The 25,373-nt window shown below is 45.0% G+C and carries 21 protein-coding genes and 1 tRNA gene; 11 read left to right on the top strand and 11 right to left on the bottom strand.

Features of this window, described 5'->3' with window-relative positions; genetic code table 11:
* Positions 1-10 precede the first annotated feature (10 nt).
* The 5 genes from AB6D80_RS19315 to rpsU all read right to left on the bottom strand — a co-directional run bounded on the left by AB6D80_RS19315 (position 11) and on the right by rpsU (position 4,776).
* Positions 11-86, bottom strand: a tRNA-Ile gene (locus tag AB6D80_RS19315).
* Positions 87-249: 163 nt separating this feature from the next.
* Complete coding sequence (rpoD, locus tag AB6D80_RS19310; RefSeq protein WP_009847799.1) at positions 250-2,094, bottom strand: RNA polymerase sigma factor RpoD; 1,845 nt, start codon at positions 2,092-2,094, stop codon at positions 250-252.
* A 99-nt stretch (positions 2,095-2,193) separates the two neighbouring features.
* On the bottom strand, positions 2,194-3,972 hold the full coding sequence (gene dnaG, locus AB6D80_RS19305; protein WP_017098283.1) for a DNA primase: 1,779 nt from the start codon (positions 3,970-3,972) through the stop codon (positions 2,194-2,196).
* 119 nt (positions 3,973-4,091) lie between these two features.
* Positions 4,092-4,535, bottom strand: coding sequence for a GatB/YqeY domain-containing protein (locus AB6D80_RS19300; RefSeq protein WP_017100428.1), 444 nt, complete (start codon positions 4,533-4,535; stop codon positions 4,092-4,094).
* A 25-nt stretch (positions 4,536-4,560) separates the two neighbouring features.
* Positions 4,561-4,776 carry a 30S ribosomal protein S21 gene (gene rpsU / locus AB6D80_RS19295; RefSeq protein ID WP_004396009.1) on the bottom strand — a complete coding sequence of 72 codons (216 nt, stop codon included), beginning with the start codon at positions 4,774-4,776 and terminating at the stop codon, positions 4,561-4,563.
* 258 nt (positions 4,777-5,034) lie between these two features.
* On the opposite strand from rpsU, the gene tsaD reads away from it, so the two are divergent.
* Complete coding sequence (gene tsaD / locus AB6D80_RS19290; protein WP_004735972.1) at positions 5,035-6,051, top strand: tRNA (adenosine(37)-N6)-threonylcarbamoyltransferase complex transferase subunit TsaD; 1,017 nt, start codon at positions 5,035-5,037, stop codon at positions 6,049-6,051.
* A gap of 178 nt (positions 6,052-6,229) precedes the next feature.
* Positions 6,230-7,045 (top strand): alpha/beta fold hydrolase, encoded by an 816-nt coding sequence (locus AB6D80_RS19285; protein WP_017100427.1) that lies wholly within the window; start codon positions 6,230-6,232, stop codon positions 7,043-7,045.
* A 91-nt stretch (positions 7,046-7,136) separates the two neighbouring features.
* Here AB6D80_RS19285 and plsY read toward each other — a convergent pair whose 3' ends face one another.
* The gene (gene plsY / locus AB6D80_RS19280; RefSeq protein WP_017100426.1) at positions 7,137-7,733 is read right to left on the bottom strand and encodes a glycerol-3-phosphate 1-O-acyltransferase PlsY; all 597 of its coding nucleotides are present in this window, start codon (positions 7,731-7,733) and stop codon (positions 7,137-7,139) included.
* 138 nt (positions 7,734-7,871) lie between these two features.
* Between plsY and folB the strand changes: the two genes are divergently transcribed.
* The 3 genes from folB to AB6D80_RS19265 are packed head-to-tail and all read left to right on the top strand — an operon-like array spanning position 7,872 to position 9,530.
* Positions 7,872-8,231: a dihydroneopterin aldolase gene (folB, locus tag AB6D80_RS19275; RefSeq protein ID WP_372189324.1), complete on the top strand. Its 360-nt coding sequence runs from the start codon at positions 7,872-7,874 to the stop codon at positions 8,229-8,231.
* Positions 8,228-8,710 (top strand): 2-amino-4-hydroxy-6-hydroxymethyldihydropteridine diphosphokinase, encoded by a 483-nt coding sequence (gene folK, locus AB6D80_RS19270; protein WP_012603184.1) that lies wholly within the window; start codon positions 8,228-8,230, stop codon positions 8,708-8,710. Before folB ends, folK begins: the two co-directional genes overlap by 4 nt.
* A gap of 16 nt (positions 8,711-8,726) precedes the next feature.
* Positions 8,727-9,530, top strand: coding sequence for an undecaprenyl-diphosphate phosphatase (locus AB6D80_RS19265; protein ID WP_004735967.1), 804 nt, complete (start codon positions 8,727-8,729; stop codon positions 9,528-9,530).
* Between the two features lie 100 nt (positions 9,531-9,630).
* Here AB6D80_RS19265 and AB6D80_RS19260 read toward each other — a convergent pair whose 3' ends face one another.
* Complete coding sequence (locus tag AB6D80_RS19260) at positions 9,631-10,947, bottom strand: multifunctional CCA addition/repair protein (RefSeq protein ID WP_017100424.1); 1,317 nt, start codon at positions 10,945-10,947, stop codon at positions 9,631-9,633.
* A gap of 36 nt (positions 10,948-10,983) precedes the next feature.
* Here AB6D80_RS19260 and AB6D80_RS19255 point away from each other — a divergent pair, with 36 nt between their 5' ends.
* Both AB6D80_RS19255 and AB6D80_RS19250 read left to right on the top strand, forming a co-directional pair.
* Positions 10,984-12,672: an AAA family ATPase gene (locus tag AB6D80_RS19255; RefSeq protein WP_372189322.1), complete on the top strand. Its 1,689-nt coding sequence runs from the start codon at positions 10,984-10,986 to the stop codon at positions 12,670-12,672.
* A complete protein-coding gene (locus tag AB6D80_RS19250) occupies positions 12,672-13,613 on the top strand; it encodes a general secretion pathway protein GspB (protein ID WP_372189320.1) in 942 nt (313 codons plus the stop codon). The genes AB6D80_RS19255 and AB6D80_RS19250 overlap by 1 nt, the downstream gene beginning before the upstream one ends.
* Before the next feature lie 166 nt (positions 13,614-13,779).
* Here the strand turns inward: AB6D80_RS19250 and AB6D80_RS19245 are convergent, their stop codons facing one another.
* The 3 genes from AB6D80_RS19245 to AB6D80_RS19235 form a co-directional block, all read right to left on the bottom strand.
* A complete protein-coding gene (locus AB6D80_RS19245; RefSeq protein ID WP_012603188.1) occupies positions 13,780-14,391 on the bottom strand; it encodes a TIGR04211 family SH3 domain-containing protein in 612 nt (203 codons plus the stop codon).
* Between the two features lie 205 nt (positions 14,392-14,596).
* Complete coding sequence (locus AB6D80_RS19240; protein ID WP_372189318.1) at positions 14,597-15,859, bottom strand: inorganic phosphate transporter; 1,263 nt, start codon at positions 15,857-15,859, stop codon at positions 14,597-14,599.
* 128 nt (positions 15,860-15,987) lie between these two features.
* The gene (locus tag AB6D80_RS19235) at positions 15,988-16,668 is read right to left on the bottom strand and encodes a TIGR00153 family protein (protein WP_372189316.1); all 681 of its coding nucleotides are present in this window, start codon (positions 16,666-16,668) and stop codon (positions 15,988-15,990) included.
* A gap of 207 nt (positions 16,669-16,875) precedes the next feature.
* On the opposite strand from AB6D80_RS19235, the gene AB6D80_RS19230 reads away from it, so the two are divergent.
* Positions 16,876-18,393 carry a CYTH domain-containing protein gene (locus AB6D80_RS19230; protein WP_372189315.1) on the top strand — a complete coding sequence of 506 codons (1,518 nt, stop codon included), beginning with the start codon at positions 16,876-16,878 and terminating at the stop codon, positions 18,391-18,393.
* A gap of 39 nt (positions 18,394-18,432) precedes the next feature.
* Here the strand turns inward: AB6D80_RS19230 and AB6D80_RS19225 are convergent, their stop codons facing one another.
* On the bottom strand, positions 18,433-19,182 hold the full coding sequence (locus tag AB6D80_RS19225; RefSeq protein ID WP_017100419.1) for a potassium channel family protein: 750 nt from the start codon (positions 19,180-19,182) through the stop codon (positions 18,433-18,435).
* A 97-nt stretch (positions 19,183-19,279) separates the two neighbouring features.
* Here AB6D80_RS19225 and AB6D80_RS19220 point away from each other — a divergent pair, with 97 nt between their 5' ends.
* The 3 genes from AB6D80_RS19220 (at position 19,280) to hldE (ending at position 25,235) form a co-directional block, all read left to right on the top strand.
* The gene (locus AB6D80_RS19220) at positions 19,280-20,536 is read left to right on the top strand and encodes a methyl-accepting chemotaxis protein (RefSeq protein WP_012603193.1); all 1,257 of its coding nucleotides are present in this window, start codon (positions 19,280-19,282) and stop codon (positions 20,534-20,536) included.
* A 253-nt stretch (positions 20,537-20,789) separates the two neighbouring features.
* Positions 20,790-23,639: a bifunctional [glutamate--ammonia ligase]-adenylyl-L-tyrosine phosphorylase/[glutamate--ammonia-ligase] adenylyltransferase gene (gene glnE, locus AB6D80_RS19215; protein ID WP_372189314.1), complete on the top strand. Its 2,850-nt coding sequence runs from the start codon at positions 20,790-20,792 to the stop codon at positions 23,637-23,639.
* 165 nt (positions 23,640-23,804) lie between these two features.
* Positions 23,805-25,235, top strand: coding sequence for a bifunctional D-glycero-beta-D-manno-heptose-7-phosphate kinase/D-glycero-beta-D-manno-heptose 1-phosphate adenylyltransferase HldE (hldE, locus tag AB6D80_RS19210; protein ID WP_009848977.1), 1,431 nt, complete (start codon positions 23,805-23,807; stop codon positions 25,233-25,235).
* The last annotated feature ends 138 nt before the right edge of the window (positions 25,236-25,373 follow it).

Below are 25,373 nucleotides of genomic sequence, written 5' to 3'. Positions count from 1 at the left end.
TATCGGAATTTGGTGGCCCCTCCCAGATTTGAACTGGGGACCGAACGATTATGAGTCGTGCGCTCTAACCACTGAGCTAAGGGGCCGTAGGGCATAGATTATAGGGGAAGCATTCATTGGTGTCTAGACACTATGAGGGGCAATTCCGCTTACATCTTAGCCACTTAAATCATACAGGTACAAAAAAGGTGAGCCAACGCTCACCTTTTTTATTTTATGCTTAAAAGCTAACCACACTAAAGCGTGTAATTACTCGTCTAGGAAGCTACGCAGAGTTTCTGAGCGGCTTGGGTGACGAAGTTTTCGCAGTGCTTTTGCTTCGATCTGACGGATACGTTCACGAGTAACGTCGAACTGCTTACCCACTTCTTCTAGAGTGTGGTCAGTGTTCATGTCGATACCGAAACGCATACGCAGTACTTTCGCTTCACGAGGAGTTAGGCCTGCAAGAACGTCTTTAGTTGCGCCGCGCAGGCTTGTTGCCGTTGCAGAGTCTAAAGGCAGTTCTAGCGTTGTATCCTCGATGAAATCACCTAGGTGCGAATCTTCGTCGTCACCGATTGGTGTCTCCATTGAGATAGGCTCTTTAGCGATTTTCAGTACTTTACGGATCTTGTCTTCAGGCATTTGCATGCGCTCAGCCAACTCTTCCGGAAGTGGTTCACGACCCATCTCTTGTAGCATTTGACGAGAGATACGGTTTAGTTTGTTGATCGTTTCGATCATGTGAACCGGAATACGGATAGTACGAGCTTGGTCGGCAATCGAACGAGTGATTGCTTGACGGATCCACCACGTAGCGTAAGTAGAGAACTTGTAACCACGACGGTATTCAAACTTATCTACTGCTTTCATCAGACCGATGTTACCTTCTTGGATTAGATCCAGGAATTGTAGACCACGGTTTGTGTACTTCTTAGCAATCGAGATTACTAGACGTAAGTTCGCTTCAACCATCTCTTTCTTCGCACGACGAGCTTTCGCTTCACCGATAGACATACGACGGCTGATATCTTTAATGCTTTGAACAGTAAGAGACGTTTCACGTTCGATTATATCCAGCTTTTGGATAGAACGACGGATGTCGTGTTCGTTACGTTTGATCTTTTCAGCGTATGGTTTGTCTGAAGCAAGAACTTCGTCCAACCATGCTTCGCTAGATTCATTACCAGTAAATAGAGCAATGAAAGATTTCTTCGGCATTTTGCCGTACTCAACCGTTTGACGCATGATTAGGCGTTCTTGAGTACGTACGCGATCCATTGAAGTACGCAGTTCGTTTACTAGGTAATCGAACTGTTTTGGCGTTAGACGGAACTCTTTGAATACGTCTTGCATCATTGTCGTTGCAAGTGTGGCTTTCGGACTTTCATGGCCGTATTCATTGATTGCTAGTTGACGGTTTTGGTAGCTAGTGCGAAGTGCTGTGAACTTCTCAAGAGCAAGCTCAGGATCAATACCTGTATCTTCCTCTTCTTCTTCCTCGTCGTCTTCTGCTTCTTCTTTGTCTTCGTCTTCTAGATCAGTTTTAGCAAGTTCTGAACCGATGTGAGTCGCCGTTGGCGCAGCTGTGCCATCGTCGTCTGGGTCAACAAAGCCATTGATTAGATCTGTTAAGCGAATCTCTTCAGCGAGTACGCGGTCAAACTGTTCCAAGATGTATGGAATCGTGCCTGGGTACTCAGCGACAGATAATTGAACGGTATTGATACCATCTTCAATACGCTTCGCAATGTCGATTTCGCCTTCACGAGTCAGTAGTTCAACTGTACCCATTTCACGCATGTACATACGAACTGGGTCAGTTGTACGGCCAATCTCGCTTTCTACGCTTGAAAGCGCAGCAGCAGCAGCTTCAGCTGCATCTTCATCTATATTGGCATCGTCATCATTAAGTGCTAGATCATCAGCGTCAGGTGCAGTTTCTACTACCTTGATACCCATGTCGTTGATCATTTGAATGATGTCTTCTACCTGTTCAGAATCCACGATTTCTGCAGGTAGGTGGTCGTTTACTTCGGCGTAGGTCAGATAGCCTTGTTCCTTGCCTTTAATAACAAGTAATTTAAGCTGTGACTGCGGATTTTGATCCATAGATGATATCCAACTTCAGGTCTGGTGAAGGACGTTGCATTCTCAAATGCAAACCAATTATGTTAACAAATTTATTAAATGCTGACTAATCAAACAGGGTTACGCTTTTAGATCTAGCATTAAAGCTAGTAGCTCCCTTTTTTCTTCGGCTGATAAACCGACACTTCTTGCTTTGGCCTGCAGGTTTTCAATTTGTTTTTCAACGCACTGGGCAAGGATATTGTCCAATGAGTCTAAAAATATGTCTTCTTGATTGTCTTCGTCGAGGGGGATTTCCCAGCTCGCGAGACGAGACAGAAGCGCCTCATGTTTATTGTGTCGCCAATGCTCTAATAATTGGCCTGTGTTGATATGGGGATGCGCATGGCATTTATCAAGTACTTCGACGAATAAACTTAGCCCAGGCAACTGTAAGCCTTTGACACTTGATAAATCCGGTACCATATCAGCATAGCTCGGATTTTGGATAAGCAAAGCGATAACTTCACGCATTGGAGTGCGCTTCAGCTCTTTATGCGGTTGAGGTTTGACGGGCTCTCTGTTACTAGAAGCCCCTTGTCGCTTTAATTCCAAAAGAAATTTATCAACCTGGTCGTTACTCCAGCCTACTCTTAATGCGAGTTCGTTCCATAGATAAGCTTTTAGGGAAGGATCTTTGGTTTTATCTAGCAGAGGGGCAGCTAGAGTAACTACATGTCTTTTACCTTCTCGACTGCTGTTATCTACAACTCTTTCAAGTATGTCCTTTAATAAGAAATCAGGTAGGGAAAGAGCATTATTCATCTCTATCTCAAGCCTTTCTTTTCCATATGTTCTAACAAAAGAGTCAGGATCTTCACCGTCAGGTAAGAACATTACTTTTAGAGTTTTATTAGTATTCAAATACTCTAAGGCATGTTCCATTGCGCCGCGAGCAGCTTTCTTGCCTGCGTTATCACCATCAAATGAACAAATTACAGTACTAGTTTGTCTAAATAAGGTTTGCAGGTGCTCATTAGAGCTTGCCGTACCTAGTGTACCAACCGCGTAATCGACACCATATTGCGCGAGTGCCACGACATCCATGTAACCTTCAACCACAAGTATTTGCGGCGGTTCACGGTAGGCTTGCAGCACTTCATAAAGGCCGTAAAGCTCTTTACCTTTATGGAAGATAGGCGTTTCTGGTGAGTTGAGGTATTTGGGTGTGCCGTCTTCTAATACACGACCACCAAAACCAATCACACGGCCACGACGATCACGAATCGGGAACATGACGCGTCCACGGAATCGGTCGTATCGGTTACCTTTATCGTTCTCGATTAGCATGCCGCCAGTCACGAGCATGTCTTGGGCTTCTTTCTGTTGGCCAAAGTTCTTACGAACCAAGTCCCATTCATCAGCGACGTAGCCAATGCCAAATTTCTGTACGATTTCACCAGAAAGACCGCGATTTTTTAGATAATCAATCGCAGGTTTGTTCGCTGAGATTTTCAGCTGAGAGCGGTAAAAATTACTGATGCCGCCCATCAAATCGTAGAGGTTACGTTTTTGTTCGCTGTTGGCTCTTGGCGCCATGGATATTTCACCGCTGCGCTGTTCTCTAGGAACATCAAGTCCTAAAAATGAGGCCAGCTCTTCAATCGCTTCAACAAAATCGAGACGTTCGAACTCCATAATGAAGTCGATGGCATTGCCGTGTACGCCACAACCAAAGCAGTGATAAAACTGTTTTTCTTGGCTTACGCTGAAAGAAGGGGTCTTTTCGTTGTGAAATGGGCAACAAGCACCATAGTTTTTGCCTTTTTTCTTAAGTTTCACGCGTGCGTCCACAATATCGACAATGTCGAGACGCGCTAGGAGATCATCGATGAAACTACGCGGGATGTGTCCTGCCATAAAACCTTAGAAAAATGCACTAACTGAGAGTGTGGATAATAATAGTTTGAATAGGTTACAGATACAAACAAGCCGTGCGTTCCGAAGGATTGCACGGCTTGTTGCAATTTGATTTGGGATTAAGCGAGTTTAGAACGAACTAAACCACTAACTTTACCCATATCTGCACGCCCTTGAATTTGTGGTTTCAAGATAGCCATTACTTTACCCATGTCTTGCATGCCCGCAGGTTGAGCTTCTGCAATTGCGCTATCAAGTAGTGCAATAACTTCTTCTTCAGTTAGCGGTTGAGGCATAAAGCCTTCAAGTACCGTAATTTCTGCTTTTTCCACGTCAGCAAGATCTTGACGATTTGCCGATTCATATTGAGCAACAGAATCGCGACGTTGCTTAACCATTTTAACTAATATAGCAACAATGTCGTCGTCGTTCAGAGTGATCCGTTCGTCAACTTCACGTTGCTTAATTGCTGAAAGAGCTAAGCGGATAGTGCCAAGGCGCGGTTTGTCCTTGGCTTTCATCGCTAATTTTTGCTCTTCTTTGAGTTGTTCAATAAGAGCCATAACTCAGTCCTTATGGATTAAGTTATTAGTACAGACGAACGCGACGTGCGTTTTCGCGAGCTAGCTTTTTAGCGTGACGCTTTTGAGCTGCTGCTTTAGCGCGTTTGCGAACTGTAGTTGGCTTTTCGTAATGCTCACGACGACGCACTTCAGAAAGGATACCTGCTTTTTCACAAGAGCGCTTGAAACGACGTAGTGCAACGTCGAACGGTTCGTTTTCACGTACTTTAACTATTGGCATATGCCTTTCACCTCAGGGGTTATTCATTATCGCTGGTTATTCAGTACCAAATCAGAGAAGTTACCCATCGAGCTAACTCTCTATTCGCGTTTGGTCATTAACCAGCTTGATCAAAAATGGTGCGGAATTTTAATCCGATCACAGTGGCTTTGTAAAGCACTTTGTCGATTATAGTCTGTACAATATTTGTTTGAAGAGCTTAGGCAGGGTAATATTGCGCTAATTTCCCATTTTAGACGAAAGCGTGCCGAGAAAATTATGCGCATTATTGGTATTGAAACCTCTTGTGATGAAACAGGAATCGCAATTTATGATGATGAGCAAGGGCTGCTTTCTCATCAGTTATACAGCCAAGTAAAGCTGCACGCCGATTACGGTGGTGTGGTACCTGAGCTAGCGTCGCGTGACCACGTAAAAAAAACCATTCCACTGATTAAAGCGGCATTGGCAGAAGCGAACCTAACGTCGAAAGATATTGATGGCGTGGCTTACACGGCTGGCCCTGGTTTGGTTGGTGCATTGCTTGTGGGCGCAACGATTGGTCGCAGTATTGCCTATGCGTGGGGCGTGCCTGCTGTGCCAGTGCACCATATGGAAGGTCACCTTCTTGCGCCAATGCTAGAAGATAATCCTCCACCATTCCCATTTGTTGCTCTGCTGGTTTCTGGCGGTCATACCATGATGGTAGAAGTGAAAGGCATTGGTGAATACCGAATTCTTGGTGAATCGATTGATGATGCGGCGGGTGAAGCGTTTGATAAAACCGCGAAGCTAATGGGCTTAGATTACCCAGGTGGTCCACTGCTATCTCGACTCGCAGAAAAAGGCACGCCAGGTCGTTTTAAGTTCCCACGTCCAATGACCGATCGTCCGGGTCTAGATATGAGCTTTTCGGGCTTGAAAACGTTCGCGGCAAATACCATTCGTGCTAATGACAATGATGACCAAACTCGTGCTGACATCGCTTATGCGTTCCAAGAAGCGGTTTGTGCGACCTTGGTAATCAAGTGTAAGCGTGCCTTGGTAGAGACGGGCATGAAACGTATCGTGATTGCTGGCGGTGTTAGTGCCAACAAACAGCTACGTATTGAGCTTGAAGCGCTAGCGAAGAAAATCGGTGGAGAGGTGTACTACCCACGAACTGAATTCTGTACTGATAACGGTGCGATGATTGCTTATGCGGGTATGCAACGCCTTAAAAATGGTGAAACGGCTGATTTGTCTGTTCATGCCACGCCGCGTTGGCCAATTGACCAACTAGAGCCAATTGCTTAGCTAGTAGCAATTGCTTGGCTAGTAGCAATCGTTCAACGAGAAACCGTCGATCAACAAAAGCTAAGCGCAGAATAAACCAGTGTGTTTCGATAAACGGTCGCCTTGTGCGGCCGTTTTTATATCCTAGCTTACCGACTATGTGTCGATAAATAATTGCTAATAGAGATTAGGGAAGAAAATGAACAAGTTTACAGTAGACAATCAGTCGATGGCGTACCTAGATGAAGGTCAAGGCCCTGTTGTTGTGTTAGGCCACAGCTACCTTTGGGACAGTGCAATGTGGAAGCCGCAGATCGATGCATTAAAAACTCAGTATCGCTGTATTGTTCCAGAGCTTTGGTCTCATGGTGAATCACAAGCTGCACCAGCTTCGATGCGTAACTTGAAAGATTACGCTCAGCACGTTTTGGCTCTGCTTGATCATTTAGAGATCGAAGAATTCTCTGTGGTTGGCTTATCGGTTGGCGGTATGTGGGGAACTGAGTTAGCGGAGTTAGCACCTGCTCGAATCAAGTCTTTGGTACTTATGGATACCTTTGTTGGCTTAGAGCCAGAAGTTGCTCATGCTAAATACTTCAGTATGTTAGACACCATTACTCAAACCAAAATGGTTCCTCAACCGATTGTTGAAGCCGTAGTTCCACTGTTCTTTGCTAATGATGCTCAAACAAACTCACCAGCTTTGGTTGAGAGCTTTACTCAGCATTTGTCTGAACTGCAAGGTGATAAAGCGGAAGAAGTCGCGCGAATCGGTCGGATGGTGTTTGGGCGTCGTGACATGATTGAAGCGGTAGAGAACTTTGCACTGCCAGTTTTGATTGCGGTTGGACAAGAAGATAAGCCGCGTCCGGCACTGGAGTCATACCTAATGCATGATTGCATTACGGGCAGTGAGTTAGTGGTGATTCCTGGTGCTGGTCACATTAGTTCGCTAGAGCAACCAGAGTTTGTGAACACAATGCTGAAGACGTTTTTAGATAAACATCTGCTGTAAGCTTTAAATATTGAATAGTATTGTTCGACAAAGATTTACGTTGGTTTAAACGTATCTCCGTTTAAAAATGGTTCGGCTTAGACATGGCAGTTTAAGCCGATTTTTTTTGCCCGAGCTTTGGTTCGCTGCCATCGAGAAGGCGGCGGATATTCTGATGGTGACGTAGGACGATCAAACAACACAACATGGCCACAGGCAGTGTGTATTGAGGTTTGACTAACCAAGCGTAGAAAGGTGCGAGCAATACAGTAACCAGTGCGGCTAAAGAAGAATAACGAAACAAAAATGCCACAACCAACCAGGTCGCCATGATCATGCCTGTTAGATCGAATCCAATTGGAGCGATAGCTCCGAGTGCCGTTGCCACGCCTTTACCACCTTTAAAGTGGAAGAATATTGGATACATATGACCAAGACAGGCTGCGATCGCCACAACACCTAAAATGATGGGATCGATCTTGAGGTAGTAGCCAAGCCAAACAGGAATGGTGCCTTTAAGCATGTCACAAAGCAAGACGGCCGCAGCAGCGCCTTTGCCACCCACGCGAAGCACATTGGTGGCTCCGGGGTTATTGGACCCCACAGTTCTTGGGTCAGGAAGTCTTAAGACTTGGCATATCAAGACCGCACTAGAGATTGAACCTAGTAAATAGGCAGCAATAATCATGATGAGTGCCAATGGGGTCATGTTTTTCCTTAAACAGTTATAAGCCTAACGATGGGAAAATAATGCTCAATCTAAGAGTAATTGATATCATATCTGGAATTACGCAAATAATACGTTTTTTTCCCCGGTATGGGTATCCGACCTCTAAAAGGACAAGTCATGGCACTGGATAAAGTTTTCATTGAACAGCTAGAAGTAATTACAACGATCGGTGTTTACGATTGGGAACAAGAGATTAAACAAAAACTTGTGCTTGATATTGAAATGGCTCATGACAATCGCCCAGCAGGTAAGAGTGATGATGTTGTCGATGCTTTGGATTACTCGACAGTCAGCACTGCCGTGCTTGACCACATTGCGAATGGCCGATTCCTATTAGTTGAGCGTGTGGCAGAAGAAGTCGCTGAATTGATTATGACTCAGTTCTCAGTGCCTTGGGTTAAAATTCGTCTAGCGAAGCCTGGCGCAGTACCACAAGCAAAAGCCGTGGGTGTGATCATCGAAAGAGGCCAAGCATGACAATAGCCTATGTTGGTGTTGGCACGAACATAGACCGCGACAAGCATGCAAGGGTGGCATGGACAGAGCTTCAATCATTAGGAACTAACCTTAAATGCTCTAAGATCTATCACTGTGAGCCTGTGGGGTTTAAAAGCCACTCGTTTTATAACTTTGTGGTTGAGATCGATACATCACTCTCATTGACTGAATTTTCACAGCACCTGCGTGAAATTGAGTTTAAATGGGGTCGCCCTCAAGATGCCCATAAGCTTCAAGATCGAAAGCTCGATCTTGATATTGTGCTGTTTGGAGAGGTGGTATCAGAGAGCGATCCAGAATTACCACGCAGTGATATCTATAAATATCCTTTTGTAACACAACCACTTTATGATCTTTGTCCTGCGAGAGTGATCCCGCAAGATGGAAGAACCGTCAGTGAAATATGGCAGAAGATGCAGCAATTAGATACGCTCTCTGTCGTTGATATAACACTATAATTTTTTAGGGTAAGTAATGAGTTATTTTGAAGCGTTTATGTTGGCGTTGGTGCAAGGCTTTACTGAGTTTTTACCTATTTCCAGTTCTGCACACTTAATCCTTCCTTCGGCTGTTTTAGGTTGGGAAGATCAAGGCTTGGCTTTTGATGTGGCGGTCCATGTCGGTACTTTGGCAGCTGTCGTTATCTATTTTCGCAAAGAAGTGGTCTCTCTGTTGAGCGCATTTTTTGGTTCAGTGTTTAAAGGCGATCGCAGTAAAGAAGCAAAGCTGGCGTGGATGATCATTCTCGCGACGATTCCTGCGTGTATCTTTGGTTTGTTGATGAAAGATATTGTTGAGCTTTACTTGCGCAGTGCATGGGTGATAGCGACGACCACCATTATCTTTGGTCTGTTGCTATGGTGGGTGGATAAGAACTCAAGCCTGCGTGATGACGAATACCAAGCGGGTTGGAAAAAGGCGCTGTTTATTGGTCTTGCTCAAGCAATGGCTATTATCCCTGGTACGTCTCGTTCTGGCGCAACGATCACCGCAGCACTTTACCTTGGTTTCACACGTGAAGCGGCGGCTCGATTCTCTTTCTTGATGTCTATCCCAATCATCACTCTGGCTGGTGGCTATTTGGGCCTGAAGTTAGTGACCAGTGGTGATCCAATCCATGTTGGTACTTTGCTAACGGGAATCGTGGTTTCTTTCATTAGTGCTTATATCTGTATTCACTTCTTCTTGAAGCTTATCTCTCGTATGGGAATGACGCCGTTTGTTATCTACCGCCTGATTTTAGGTTTTGGTCTATTTGCTTTCTTGATGATGCAGTAGCGCTCGACTTACGAAGACAAATGTTTCGTCCTACAGATTGAAACGGAAAAACCCGCTTAGTCGCGGGTTTTTTAATGCATGGTAACCAGTGTTATTACGATCAATTATCAGCGAGTTCTAATAGGGCAATCTCAATCGCGGCAGCTCTGCGCTTCTCTTGTTCTTCCCGAATGTCTTTACCTTGAAAACCATCGGCAATAATCGCTTTAACTTCGACTTGAAGTGCTGCTTGGTAAGCCACTTCAAAACGCGTTTTTTGAGGATACGGCTGATTTTCTAATCCTTTTCGGCCTGCGTGATCGGCCTGGCAGCAAAGCAGTATATCGTCGAGTCTATCTGGCTTACGCCAAACATCGAACTTGTTGAGAACCTTGAGGAAGGTGGTTGGCTTTAGCTCGCCTGCACGATGGATATTAGAATGCTGTTCGCACACTAACAACGCGAGGTCTCTGAATTCATTGGGCACTCTGACTCTTTCACACAGTTTCTTAATGATTTTTAAGCCTGTATGGCAATGCATTTTGTGGCTTGGCCACTCGCTTTCTGGCGTGACACCTTTACCTAAGTCATGCACTTGAGCTGCAAAACGTACTGGCAATGATGAACTTGATAGCGCAGCTTGTTGAGCCACCATCAGAGTGTGGATGCCCGTGTCGATCTCAGGGTGCCATTTTTCAGGTTGAGGTACACCAAACAGAGCGTCAATTTCAGGCAATACAACAGCCAACGCACCACACTCTTTCAATACAGAAAGGAACACTTCAGGGTGGGGAGTGCTAAGAGATTTATGCCACTCTTGCCAAACTCGCTCTGCAGTGAGGTGTGCCAGTTCACCGGATTGCACTATCTCACTCATCATCACCATGGTTTCAGATGCAACCGTGAAGTTGAGATGATGGAGTTTGGCGGCGAAGCGAGCCACACGCAGCACACGAAGAGGATCTTCAACAAAGGCATCCGAGACGTGCCTTAGAATACGATCAGAGAGATCTTTTTGGCCATGGTAAGGATCGTAAAGTTGGCCTTTGTCATCTTGAGCGATGGCGTTGATCGTTAGATCTCGACGCATGAGATCTTCTTCCAAACTCACATCAGGTGCAAAGTAACATTCGAAACCGGTATAACCCGAACCGGATTTTTTCTCAGTGCGAGCCAGTGCGTGCTCTTCTTTGGTTTTTGGGTGTAAGAATACAGGGAAATCTTTCCCGACAGCAGTAAAGCCAAGGCTTTCCATCTCCTGAGGGGTACTTCCTACCACGACCCAATCTCTATCATAACTATCAATATTGAGCAGCTTATCGCGTACCGCTCCACCGACTAGATAGCGCTGTAGCCCATTGTATTTTGGTAGGCTATCGTATATTTGCAACTTATCACCTCGAAATGTTTTATCACTGCTGGACTTTACTGCGAGCAATGGTACTTTCCATTAATCGTAATTATAGGGCAGCACATGTATAAGGAATATTTTGGCTTCGTTGAGATGCCATTTTCGATTGTACCAAATTCTCGCTATTTGTTTTTAAGTCAGCGCCATCAAGAAGCGATGCAGAACCTACAAGCCGGTTTAGGCGAAGGTGGGGGCTTTGCGATGCTTACTGGTGAAGTGGGTACTGGAAAAACAACGGTCGCCAAAGCGATGTTGTCATCACTCGATCATCAGACTCAAGCTGGCCTTATACTCAACCCTACGTTTTCCAATTCAGATTTACTTGAAGCTATCTGCGATGAGTTTGAGGTCGAATACCCTGAACAAGCGTCGTTGAAACAGCTGAGTCAGGCAATTCATCACTTCCTGCTTGATAGCCATGCTGAAGGCATTCAAACCTTATTGGTGATAGATGAGGCCCAACACCTTGCAGCTGATGTGTTGGAGCAGCTACGCCTTCTGACCAATTTAGAAACCGATAGTCGTAAGCTATTAAAGGTGCTGTTGGTTGGACAACCTGAATTACAGCAACACTTACAAACCACACAGCTACGTCAACTCGCGCAGCGGATTACAGGTCGTTATCACTTATTACCTCTTAATATCGAAGAAACGGGTAAGTACATCGCGTTTCGTTTGGAAACGGCTGGTGGTGAGCAGATGTTGTTTTCGAATCGTTCAATCAAGCTTATCTCCCAATATACCCATGGTATTCCGAGGCTCATTAACTTGGTGTGTGATAAAGCGCTGCAATTGGCTTTCCATGATGGTGATAAATCACCGAGTAATGAAACGGTTAACCGAGCTTGTCAGCAGATCATGGCCTTTCAGGCCGATGTGTATCACGTCGAGAAAACTCGTGCTACTCATGTAGTTCCAAAATTAATCCAATACGCGGGGATTGCCACATTAAGTGTCGGCCTTGTAATCGCGACCTTTAACTTCGCCCCAACCTATATTAGTTCATGGATGCCTGCGGATACTTCCAGTGAAGTGAAAACGGAAGTAGCGGCGAATACTCAACGCTCATTTGTGGCTGAAGCACCGATATTGGATGATAAATCTATATCGGTTCAAGATCTCAAGGCTTCGAAGTTTGCATTACCACAAGATGTTCAGAATCACTTAAAGCAAGGGAATAATCAAACGCTTGCAATTAGGGACATATACACGCTTTGGGGGTATGAATCTTCGCTTCGTGATTGGCTATGTTTGAGTGAACAACAAAGTGTATTTGTATGTGAGCAACATCAAGCCAATTTAGAATATTTGATTGAACTTGGAGTTCCCGTGGTTCTTAATCTGGAATTAGGTCAAGAACCTGTGTTTGCTGTACTTTATGGCGCGTCTGAGGAGTCTGTTGAGCTCCTAGTCAACGAAAAGCTATTGGTGATGCCTAAGCGCACCTTAAAGCAAATTTGGCAAGGTGATTATGTCGCGATTTGGAAACAGCCGCTAAGAGAGACCCTGAAAGAGGGCTATCAAGGTGAGGCGGTTGCTTTACTTGATCTATTGCTTTCAGAAGTCTTGGGTGAAGACGTATCGGGCAGTGATGTATTTGACTATGAATTGAAAATGAAAATCGAAGCGTTTCAAACTTGGCAGGGTATGTCTGTTGATGGCATCGCAGGTAAGCGCACCTTAGCAAGGTTGCAGAGATTAGCTCAACTCGACTCGCCTAAGTTGATGTCATTAGAAGGAGGCGAAAGCTAATGTCACGTATTATGCACGAGCTTAAACAGTCTTCTAATAATAAACCTAGCTTTAAAGGTTACCAAAACCATCACGTGCCTAGTTCTGCTAAAGGGATTAGCAACAAACGAGGTTTATCGTTAACAATGGGACTGGTCCTTGTCTTGGTGCCTTCTTTATTGGTGGGCGGCGTTCTGGTTTATCAGTCGTATAATCAACAGCAGCAAGGCTCGGCTAGCCCCGTTGCCTCCGGAGCTCTGCCTGAATCAAAGCTTCAATCAGACTTTGAGCCTCAAATTGCCGGTTCTGGCATTGCCAGTGTGGATGCAGTGTCAGTGGATGCAGACGATGAAGCATTATTCTCTGTTCGCTCGGCACCGGTAAGCCAGCTTTTGAAAGCACTACCGCGTCAAGAGATACATGCAAAGATGGGCACCGACATCGGTAATATCGCTAGTGACTCAAAAGCGATATTGGCAAATGTAGATACTAGTAATCAAGCAGCAACGAATTTAGAGCCATTATCTATTGAACCGTCAGTTCAACCTGGAACGAATAATGATAATGCCACGCTGCAATCGGACCGTGATTTACTGAAAGGGTTAGACCTCACCGAGTTGCCACCCGATTTAGCGTTGAAGCTTGAATCAATGATGGGAGAGCAGTCGGTTTCACCTGAACCGATGGATTCTAGACCTGTGGGGAATATGGATTCTCAGGTCATCGGTTTAGAAACACATGGCAATAGATTGTCAGGTGTATTACCTAAGTTAGACTTACAAACTCACATGTACTCGAGTAGCGAAACTAAGCGTTGGGTAAAAGTGAATGGACATGAAGTTGCTCAAGGGGAATGGATCGAGCGGGGTGTTCAGTTGCTTGAGATTAAACCACAATCGGTAATCATTGAATTCAATCAGCAGAAAATAGAAATCCCAGCTTTGTATGAGTGGAAAGGTTAGTACTATCGATATTACTTGCTGTGATTGATGTTAGCGCTGTAATAGGTATTAGCGCTGTGACTTGAATGATAAATCCAGACAAATAAAAAGGAGCACCTCGGTGCTCCTTTTTGATATTCGATACGGAACCTACTAGCGATACTGAACCTACTAGCAAAGGCGAGGCTTACGCCCAGCCGTTTGGTGACTTTCTACGACGAGGCATGATGTGTGGCAGAACAAGACCAAGAAGTAGACCAATACCAGCAACACCACCACCGTACATGAAGTACTTCAATAGTAAGTCATCTTTTTGAGTATCTAGCTTAGCGCGTAGTTGACGGTTCTCAGTTTGAGAGCTCGTTAGCTGTTGGCTAATCTCACTATAGTTCTGCTCTAGTTCAGCAATCTGCTTGTTACGAGAGTCTAGAGAGCTTGCGAGACCTGCTTTTTCGCTATCAGCACTTTGGCGAGCATTTGCCAGTTTGCCTTTTACTTCAGAGAGTTCTTTCTCTAGCTTAGGCATGCGCAGTGCCATACTTTCTTTCGTGCTTACGAACTTACTCTCAACCCAACCTTTGCGTCCTCGGTTATCTTGAACCTGAGTGTAACCCGTGCTCTTGTTCGTTTGCAGGTAGGTGATTTTCTCACCGGCATCAATACTACCTATGATACGGAAAGTATTGTTTGGGCCAGAGTGCATATAAGTAAATAGTTTGTCAGCAATATAACGGTCTTGAGCAAAGGCAGCTGGAGCCGCAAGCATTGCGAACAAAACTAAGCTAATCAGTTTTTTCACAGTAAATCCTTTAACGATTCAAATTGGGTAGGCGTATGAGTCAGCCTCAATGAGCAAATAATATTTAGTTTTTTTATATGGTGCAACAAAGAAGGGAGGCAAAGCCTCCCTTTCTGTGCGTTTGAGTCAATAATGACATGGTATTTACATATCTTTACTGAAGCTCACCGTTTTCTGACGCTAATATTGACTAGCGTCAGGGCTATTAATTAGTAAACATAGCCTGAATTGCGTAGAAGAATACAACAGCAAGTAGAGCACCTGCAGGTAACGTCACAATCCAAGAAGCTACGATGTTACGCACAACGCCTAAGTTTAGAGCTGCGATACCACGAGCAAAGCCTACACCTAATACCGCACCAACTAATGTTTGCGTGGTTGAAATCGGAAGGCCAGTACCAGAAGCAAGTACAACCGTACACGCGGTCGCTAGTTGAGCTGCAAAGCCACGGCTAGGAGTTAGTTCTGTAATACCAGTACCAACGGTTGCCATTACTTTATGCCCCATTGTTGCAAGACCAACAACGATACCAATACCACCTAGTGGAAGAATCCACCATGCGATAGTGCTCTTGCCTGAGATTTCGCCCATGTGCTCAACCGTTGAAACAACCGCTGATAGTGGACCAATCGCGTTGGCAACATCGTTTGAACCGTGTGCGAATGCCATTGCACAAGCTGTGATAACCATTAGTACGCTGAAGATACCTTCTACGCCAGTAAAACCGTGGTCTTCTTCGCGGTTAGCAAACTTCTTCTGAATGTATAAGTAACCGCCAATCATGACGACAGCAGAAACACCTGCAGCCCATAACCATGCTTCAGTACCGGTTAGATGAAGGCCTACGTGCTTAAGACCTTTCTTGATCGTTACAAGTGCAATGACCATTGTAGTGATGAACATGTATACCGGTACAAAACGCTTCGCATTGAATAGCGGGTTTTCTGTATCAAATATCAGTCGCTGGGCACTGACAAATATGAGATAGGCGAAGATACCGGAAATCAATGGTGTGACAATCCAACTTCCCACAATGCCTTGAACACTGTTCCAATCTACAGCTTCAGTACCCACAGACACACAAGCAAAACCGATGATTGCACCGATGATGGAGTGAGTCGTTGATACTGGCCAGCCCATGTATGAAGCTAGAAGTAGCCATGTACCAGCAGCGAGTAGTGCAGACATCATACCGTACACAAGTACGTCAGGTTGATCTGCAAACAGAGATGTTTCGATAACACCTTTACGGATCGTGTCTGTTACTTCGCCGCCCGCAAGGTAAGCACCTGCGAATTCAAAGATCATTGCGATAATGATCGCTTGTTTAACGGTTAGAGCTTTAGAGCCTACTGAAGTGCCCATTGCGTTCGCAACGTCATTTGCACCAATACCAATAGCCATCAAGAAACCGAAAGCTGCTGCAACAATAATCAGGACAGTGCCGTAGTTAGCAAGGATATCCATCGTAATACCTAGTTGTTTGATAACAAGCGGAACAAATTTAGACGCAAAAAACCGCTCAGCGAGAGAAATACTCAGCGCATAAGTGGTTTGTTCAAAAAATGCTCTTCGTTATATAGTTAACGTATGATTTAAGATCGAGAAAGCATTACTTCAAGACGAGCGCCTACACGCTGTGCTTGATCTGCAATACCACCAACCCATTCAAGAATTTTGTATAAGAACATGATATCAACTGGATTCAGACCGTCTTCAATCGCCATTAGTTGTTGGCGTAGTTCGATCTGCATCGCGTCCGTGTCATCTTCAATCACATCTAATTGATGAATCATTTCAGCAACGAGTGTTACTTCACGGCCTTTAAAGCCCGTTTCAAGTAATTCGTCTAGTTCATTGATTACGTTTTGTGCTTGGTTCGCTGCATCTAGACAACGTTTAACGTAAGCGATGAAGTTTTCTTGCATAGGAGCAGGAATGACAAGTTGACGACCATATACACGGCCAGCAATGTCTTTCGCTAGGTTTGCTAGTTTGTCTTGTTGAGTTAATAGCTCCAACATATCGGTGCGATCAACTGGCATAAACAAACCGCGAGGAAGTTTAAGGCGAATTTCACGTTTTAGTACGTCAGCTTCTTTCTCAAGGTGAGAAATCTGAGCTCGAATTTCTGATACTTTCTCCCAGTCACCTTTTGAAGAAACTTCAAAGAAATTAACTAGGTGAGAACAACATTCGTTCACGCATACTACGTGACGCTGCAAAGGTTTAATTGGGGACTTTGCAAATAACCCCATAATTGTATTTACTGGCATGGTCATCCAACCTAATAAATAATAACCTTAAAACAACATACACCATATTCATGGTGAAATGTTAAGCGATGGCTACAAAGTCGCGCATGTTAACCTAATCAATGTCTCATTAAAACTGTTTTAGATCATCATAAGGGCGATATTTCTGACTTGCTGAGTTTTCAAATTGGCAATATCCTGTCCCTATCTTCACAGAAAGGTATAACTATGGAAACCGAGATAGAACTGAAGTTTTTTGTTTCTCCTGATTTTTCAGAGACTTTACGCAATAAAATTGCTGAAACTAAAGTACTTCAGCACAGTTGTCGTGAGCTAGGTAACATCTACTTTGACACCCCCGATAACTGGTTACGTAAGCACGATACTGGCTTGCGCATTCGACGCTTTGATGACGTATTTGTACAAACCGTAAAGACGGCTGGTCGTGTGGTTGCAGGCCTGCATCAAAGGCCTGAATACAATGCAGAACATGACAGCAATGAACCTAAGCTAGCCCTACATCCAGAGGACATCTGGCCAGCGGGTAAAGACATCGAAACGCTGCAAGCTGAGCTGACTCCTCTATTTTCTACCAACTTCACACGTGAGCAGTGGTTGATTGGTATGCCTGATGGCAGTCAAGTCGAGGTCGCATTCGATCAAGGTTTTGTTGAATCAGGCGAACTGCAAGAACCGATTTGTGAAGTCGAATTGGAACTTAAGTCCGGTCAAACAGATGCTCTATTTACATTGTCTCGTCAATTCTGTGAACAAGGTGGCATGCGTTTAGGTAATCTAAGTAAAGCCGCTAAGGGTTACCGCCTTGCTCAAGGTTATCAAGGAGATGAAGTGACTCCTTTGACCTTAGTTGATACTGATAAAAGTGATACCGTTGAATCGTGTTTTATTCAATCTTTAGAGCATGCTCTCGCTCATTGGCATTATCATGAGCAGATCTTCACCGAGCGCCAATCAATTGAAGCGTTACATGAGATCAGTCACTCGCTGAGTTTCATCCGTCAAACCTTCACTATCTATGGTGGTATTGTCCCAAGACGCGCGAGTGCTATTTTACGCCAAGAGCTCAAGTGGCTTGAGCAAGAGCTCAACTGGCTGAAAAGCTATGACCACTTCGAAGATTTGCTTGAAGATAAAGGCCACGTACTGCGTAAATTGGATGCTCGTAAGTTTTTGGTCGCTGAACTTAAAGAGATGCAAGAGCAACTTCCAGATCGCGAAGAGCTGCTTACCCTGTTGAGCTCTGCTCGCTACACAGGTTTGTTGCTAGATCTGAGTCGCTGGATCTTGTCTCGTGGCTGGCAACCATTCTTAGATGAAAAAGCACGTGAGCAAATGGGTCGTGGTATCGAATGGTTTTCTGTGCAGCAACTCGATCGCACATGGGCCGACTTGATGGAAGCCTTCCCGCCAGAACGAGTGATGACCAGCCAAGCGTATATTGAGCAGCAATACCGCTTGATGCGAAATCTATATTCTGGCGTTGGTTTCGCGAGCTTGTATGATGACGTTGAACGAAACAGTTTCCGCTTGCCATGGGCCGATATGGTGCAAGGTATTGACGATTTGCTGGCACTTAAAACATTAGAGCCTTTGACTGAGAAATTAGAAGGCGATGAGAAGGTTCAACTAGAGCGTTGGTTAGCTCGTCAAGAGGTGTCTATTCTGCATGCGATGGAACAGACACGCCAAATAAGTGTAGAAGTTGAGCCGTATTGGCAAGACTGAGTTTCATAACAACATGAAATTGAAAATAGGGCTTCGGCCCTATTTTTTTGTTTGTTGTTCCAGCTTTTCTAGTCGTTCGAGAATTTTCTGTTGTTGCTCAATGATCTTCTCAAGGTGCTTCTCTTTGTTTTCAGCTCGTTGATTGTCATGGCGAGTTGGAGAGGTGATCAAAGAAGTAATCAACCCTGAAATCATACCAAAAACACCCACACCACAAATGATCACCAGAGAAGCGACTAACTTGCCTGAGCTCGTCACTGGATAATGATCGCCGTACCCCACGGTACTAATCGTTACGAAAGCCCACCATAAAGCATCTTGGCCAGTGGTAATGTTGGCATTGGGATCCTTGTGCTCTAGCAGCAGTATTGTTCCTGCACCTATGGTCAGGAGAATAACCAATAGCAAAATAATTGAGGCGAGTGTCGTTTCTTTTCGATTGCTAAACAGCTCCCTGAAAACACGTTTTCCTGACCGAAGAACGAGAATCACGCGCAAGATCTGAAAAATGCGAGCGAATCGAAGTGGCTCGACCATAGGGATGCTTGCCAAGAAATCGATCCAGTGTACTTTTAGATATTCTTTCTTATTTTGTGATCTGAATAGATCAATAGTGAGCTGAAAAAGAAAAACGCTACAGATTATAAAGTCCAGGCCGATAAGAACTTGTTTCGATTCTTTATCAATCGGTGCAAACAATAAGCCTGAGATCACAAATAACGCTAAGAAAGAGAGAATCAGTGATAATAAGCTCATCGGCTTAGTGGTGTCTTTGATACTATTTAACATTCATACGAGGCTCAAAATAAATCGCGAACTTTGACTGACATAGCCATCTCGCGGATATAGAAGCCATCAATATATAAGAGTTAATGGAGAACTGACAATGACTAAACTGTCATTCAAGCCGTGGGAAAGGATTATCTCGGACATCCGTCTCGTTCCAAAAATGATCATGCTGATGGTTTTCAGCACTATCTTGATTATTTCGAAGCAGCTATGGGACGCAAGTGCGTTTTACGATTCATTACTTGCAGTCACTAACAATGCACAAGTTGCACAGCAGCATTACGAGACTTACCTAGTTCAAGTGGCTTGGCAAACAGCCTTGATGATCATTGTGTTTGTGGTTCTTCTATTGGCGGCAGCGCGCGTTATGCTTCGCCAAACTCAATACCTCAATGACGCCATTAAAACGATGGCAGATAAGAACCTATCAGTGCCAATTCATATGGATTGTAAAGATGAATACGGTGATGTGGCACGAGAACTCGAAAAAACTCGAGTCCAGTTGAATGATATGATCAAAACTCAGGTGGCCTCTTCTGATGAGTTGTTTGCCCTGACGGAAGTGATGACCATCAGCATGTCCGAAACCAAAGATTCAGCTCAGGAAGAATTTAACGAAATCGACCAACTAGCGACAGCAATGAGCGAGATGACGTCTACTGTGCAAACCGTGGCTGAGCACGCGCAAAGTGCTTCTTCTCTCACTGAGCAAGCATCAGGTCAAGCACTAACAGGTCAGAAGTTCGTTCAAGGTTCTGTTTCTAAGATGAGTGAGCTTTCTTCGGACATCGCAGCCTCTGCAGCAGCGGTAAACCAAGTAGAAGAGCGCGTAGACTCGATTGGCAGTGTGGTTGGTACTATCCAAGGCATTTCAGAGCAAACCAATCTATTGGCTTTGAACGCAGCGATTGAAGCCGCGCGTGCCGGTGAAGCGGGACGTGGTTTTGCGGTTGTTGCCGATGAGGTTCGTAACCTGGCGCAACGTACTCAGCAAGCGACAGTAGAAATTCAAGATATGATCAGCCATCTACAAAGCAGTGCTAACTCGGCAGTAGAGCTGATGGAAAAGAGTGTTGTTGAAGCGGCTGAAGGCGTAGACCTAGTGACTAACGCTGGTTCTGAGCTTGATGGCATCGTAAGTCAGGTAAACCAGATTAATGATATGAACTTCCAGATCGCGACTGCTGCGGGCCAACAAACTAGTGTGGCGGAAGAGATGAGTGTCAATCTGACCAATGTTCGTGAGCTTGTTGAAGCCTCCGTAGTGGTGGTGGGTGAGCTTCTCGAGACTTCTGAGATCATGGAAAGCAACGCACAAGAGCTAGACGGTAAGATTAAGCAGTTTAAGGTTTAATCCCCAGCTTTCGGTCTGAGCTCTAGTTCGTAAGATCTAAAGGTCTATTCCTAGAGGTTTGGCCACGGAGACTTGTTATTAGAGATAAAGGCTTTACTTGATAAGTTCACTGATAAAACGCCCACATTGCTAATGTGGGCGTTTTTTATTGGCAGAACTTTGGTATAACTAATCATTAGTTTTTAGAACTCGTTATTGAAGAACTGAACCGACAAGCCAATTGTTCGGTGCGCAGCTTACACAAGGAAGAAACATGCCATTGCCTTCTCTACTCGTCACTCATTCCCTGTCTGCTTTTGAGCAATTATTAGAGCATCAAAGTGACGCCATTAACACTTGGCCTGAGTCACTGATTGCCGAGCTCAAGCGTGTATTAGGCTTGAGCTGTTTTATTGGTGATTGTTTACAGCGTGACTCGATTTTATCCAGCACCTTGCCAGAGATGCTGAGATGTGAAGAGCGCGCGGAAGGGTATCGTAAGCGTTTGGCCGAGTTACTTTCTGGTTGTGCTGATGAAATGAGCGGTCAACGTGTACTGCGTCAATTCCGTAATCGTGAGATGACCTACATTGCTTGGCGTGACTTTATGGGCTCATGGGATCTAGAACAGAGCTTAAATCATTTGTCGATGCTAGCAGAGGCGATGATCTTTGAGACCTATCAATGGCAGTACGATATTTGTTGTAAAGAGTGGGGCACACCTTGTAACGAGCAAGGTGAAGCGCAGCCTATGTTGATCATAGGTATGGGCAAGTTGGGTGGCGGTGAGCTGAATTTCTCTTCCGATATCGATCTAATTTTTACTTACCCTGAGAATGGTGAAACCCAAGGAGCAAGAAGAAGTATCGCCAACGCGCAGTTCTTCACGCGTTTGGGGCAACGTATTATCAAGGCGCTTGATCAGCAAACCTTTGACGGATTCTGTTATCGAGTCGACATGCGCTTGCGTCCATTCGGGGAGAGCGGCCCTTTGGTCATGAGCTATGCTGCTCTTGAAGACTATTACCAAGAACAAGGCCGTGACTGGGAACGCTACGCAATGGTTAAGGCGCGTGTGATGGGCAGCGAAATGTATCCTGAGTATCAAGAGCTCCGCCAGATGCTGCGTCCGTTTGTTTTTCGTCGTTACATTGATTTCAGTGCCATTCAATCTTTGCGTCGAATGAAGTCGATGATCAGTAGCGAAGTGCGACGTCGTGGCTTATCAAACAACATTAAGCTTGGCTCTGGTGGTATTCGTGAAGTCGAGTTTATTGCTCAAGTCTTTCAACTGATTCGTGGTGGACGTGAACCGAGCCTTCGTGGTCGAGGTTTGTTGGAGACGTTAAGTGCGATTGAATCTCTTCATTTATTAGAAGCAGAAGAAGTCGGTCACTTGCGTGAGGCATACCTGTTTTTACGCCGCCTTGAGAACCTATTACAAGCGATGGCTGACAAGCAAACTCAAACCTTACCTGATGGCGATTTCGAACAATTGCAACTTGCTGTCGCCATGCAGTTTGCAGATTGGGATGGTTTGATTGATGCGACCCGTGTTCATATGGCGAATGTCCACACCGTATTCGAAGACCTAATTGGGGTTGATGAAGATGATGCTAACCCAATCGCGAGTCACTTTAGTGAGTTGTGGGATATGGCTCATAAGCAAGATGTGATTGAGCAGGTTCTAGAGCATGACATCGCGATTGCTAACCCGCAGCAAGCGGCGAAAACCATTATCCAATTCAAAGCTGATTTGGCTAAGAAAACCCTTGGCCCTCGTGGACGTGAAGTACTCAATCGATTAATGCCCAAAGTGTTTCAAGCGCTCTACACCGCCAAGGATGCTGAATTTGGTTTGTCTCGAGTGCTGCATCTGTTGCAAAAAATCGTTACGCGCACCACGTATCTTGAGCTATTGGATGAGCACCCAGCGGCCCTCACTCAACTCGTTCGCTTATGTACAGCGAGCCCGATGATCTCGGAGCAGTTGGGTCGTTACCCAATTCTGCTAGATGAACTTATTGATCCGCAGCAACTCTATAATCCCGTGCCTTTAGAGTCTTACAAGACCGAGTTACGTGATTATCTAGCCCGTATTCCTGAAGATGACATGGAACAACAGATGGAGGGGCTGCGTCAGTTTAAGCAGACTTGTATCTTGAGAATTGCAGCCGCTGATATTGCGGGCGTTTTGCCTGTTATGAAGGTAAGCGACCATCTAACCTATTTAGCAGAAGCGATTGTTGAGGCCGGCATTAATCAAGCTTGGTTACAAGTGACAGCCAAGTTTGGGGAGCCTACCCACGTTAAAGATCGTGAAGGCCGTGGCTTCGCCGTGGTTGGTTACGGCAAAGTCGGCGGTTGGGAGCTTGGTTATAACTCCGATCTCGATATCGTATTCATGCACGATTGCCCGGTACACATCTATACTGATGGTAAAAAAGAGATCGACGGACGCCAATTTTATCTGAGATTGGCGCAGCGCATTATTCATATTTTCTCGACCAGAACTGCTTCTGGTATTTTGTACGAGGTCGACACTCGCTTGCGCCCTTCAGGTGTCTCTGGTCTATTAGTGAGTCCAACCGATGCTTTTGACGAGTATCAGCACAATGATGCGTGGACTTGGGAGCACCAAGCTTTGACTCGCGCTCGTATGATTTATGGTGATGACTTATTGGCTTCGGCATTTAACAAGACTCGCCATGAGATTTTGTGTTTGACTCGAGATGAAGCTGTACTTAAAAAATCTGTGGTCGATATGCGTGAAAAAATGCGTGGGCACCTCGGTGGAAAAAAAACCGATCGATTCATGCTGAAACAAGATGCGGGTGGTATCACCGATATTGAGTTTTTGGCGCAATATTTAGTACTTCGATACAGTAATGAAAAACCTAAGTTGACTCGTTGGTGTGACAATGTACGAATCTTTGAAAGTCTGTTGTCACAAGGAATTATGGACGAACAGCAAGGCATGGCATTAACTAGTGCCTATACAGCATTAAGAGATGAAATCCATCACCGCAACCTACTCAACCTTGATGCGGACGTGGCGATTGATAAATTTAAAATGGAAAGGGAACATGTTGTTCAAGCATGGAAGCAATGGATGGAAGCGTAACGGAACTATTTCTTAACGGTTACGTCATTATCATTTAGTGATCGCTTATCGACTTCTTAGCTACTAGAGTATCTATCGAGTTAGGCTTTCACTCATTTTTCTATGGTTTAGCCACTGTAATCAGTGTGCTAGACTCTAGCCAGATTCGATTTTTGGAGATCCACAATGAAACCAATTCTACCTGACTACAGCCAATCAGGCGTTCTTGTTGTCGGTGATGTAATGCTTGACCGTTACTGGTATGGCCCTACTGGCCGTATTTCACCAGAAGCACCTGTGCCCGTTGTTAAAGTAGAAAATAACGAAGAGCGCCCTGGTGGTGCTGCCAACGTAGCAATGAATATTGCCTCTCTTGGTGGTCATGCTCATATCGTTGGTTTGACTGGAAAAGATGAGCCAGCTGAGGTGTTGAAAAATACCTTGGGTGCATTAAAGGTTAAGTGTGATTTTGTTGAGTTGGACGATTACCCGACCATCACAAAATTGCGTGTCATGAGCCGTGGACAGCAGTTGATTCGTCTTGATTTTGAAGACAAATTTGAGAACACGGATCCTGAGCTTGTTTTATCTCGCATGGAGCAAGCACTGCCTAATGTACGCTCGGTAATCTTATCTGATTATGCGAAAGGTGCTTTGGAGCATGTGCAGAGCTTTATTCAAAAAGCGCGCGCAGCGAACGTTCCGGTGTTTATCGATCCTAAAGGTGCAGATTTTGAACGCTACCGTGGTGCGACATTACTTACGCCAAACATGGCGGAGTTTGAGCTGGTTGCCGGAAAGGTTAAGTCTGAAGATGAAATGATCGAAAAAGGGCTCGCGTTAATCGAAGAGTTTGATTTTGAAGCCTTGTTAGTGACTCGTAGTGAGCATGGCATGACATTGCTCCGCAAAGGCGTAGAACCATTCCACTTACCGACCCAAGCGAAAGAAGTGTATGACGTTACTGGTGCTGGTGATACGGTTATTTCAGTATTAGCAGCTTCAGTTGCTGCAGGTAAGCCACTTGATGAGGCGTGTGCATTAGCAAATGCTGCAGCTGGCGTGGTAGTCGGCAAGCTAGGTACATCGACGTTGTCTACGATTGAGTTAGCGGAAGCGATTCATGGTAGCCAAGATACTGACTACGGTGTGATCTCTGAAGCTGCCCTAGTTGAAGCGGTGAAACGTGCTCGTGCGAAAGGCGAGAAAGTCGTTATGACTAATGGCTGCTTTGATATTCTGCATGCGGGACATGTCTCTTACATGAACCATGCTGCTGAGTTGGGTGATCGTTTGATCGTTGCTGTGAATACGGATGAATCAGTGAAACGCTTAAAAGGCCCCGGTCGTCCTGTGAACCCAACCGATCGTCGTATGGCGGTACTGGCTGGTTTAGGTGCGGTTGATTGGGTTGTTCCGTTTTCTGAAGATACACCGCAACGTTTGATCTCTGAAGTTCTTCCAAGCATTCTTGTGAAAGGTGGTGATTACAAACCTGAAGAGATTGCTGGTGGTGCAGAAGTGATTGCGGCTGGCGGTGAAGTTAAAGTACTTAACTTTGAAGATGGTTGCTCTACGACTGAAATCATTAAAGCGATTAAAGGTGGTCGAGGCTAACTCTTAGTCTTCTAGCTTTCTCGTCTCAAGGCTTAACCTTTGGGTTAAGCTGAGATCAACAGATAATAAAAATGCCGCTCATTGAGCTAACACTGATCATTTAAGCATTTTCCTGATCAGTTGAACGATCCTACAGAT

The sequence above is a fragment of the Vibrio sp. 10N.247.310.17 genome, assembly GCF_041466605.1.
GTDB lineage: Bacteria > Pseudomonadota > Gammaproteobacteria > Enterobacterales > Vibrionaceae > Vibrio > Vibrio tasmaniensis_A.
Note: the sequence above shows the minus strand (reverse complement) of the source record. Positions and strands in the feature narration are given on the sequence as shown.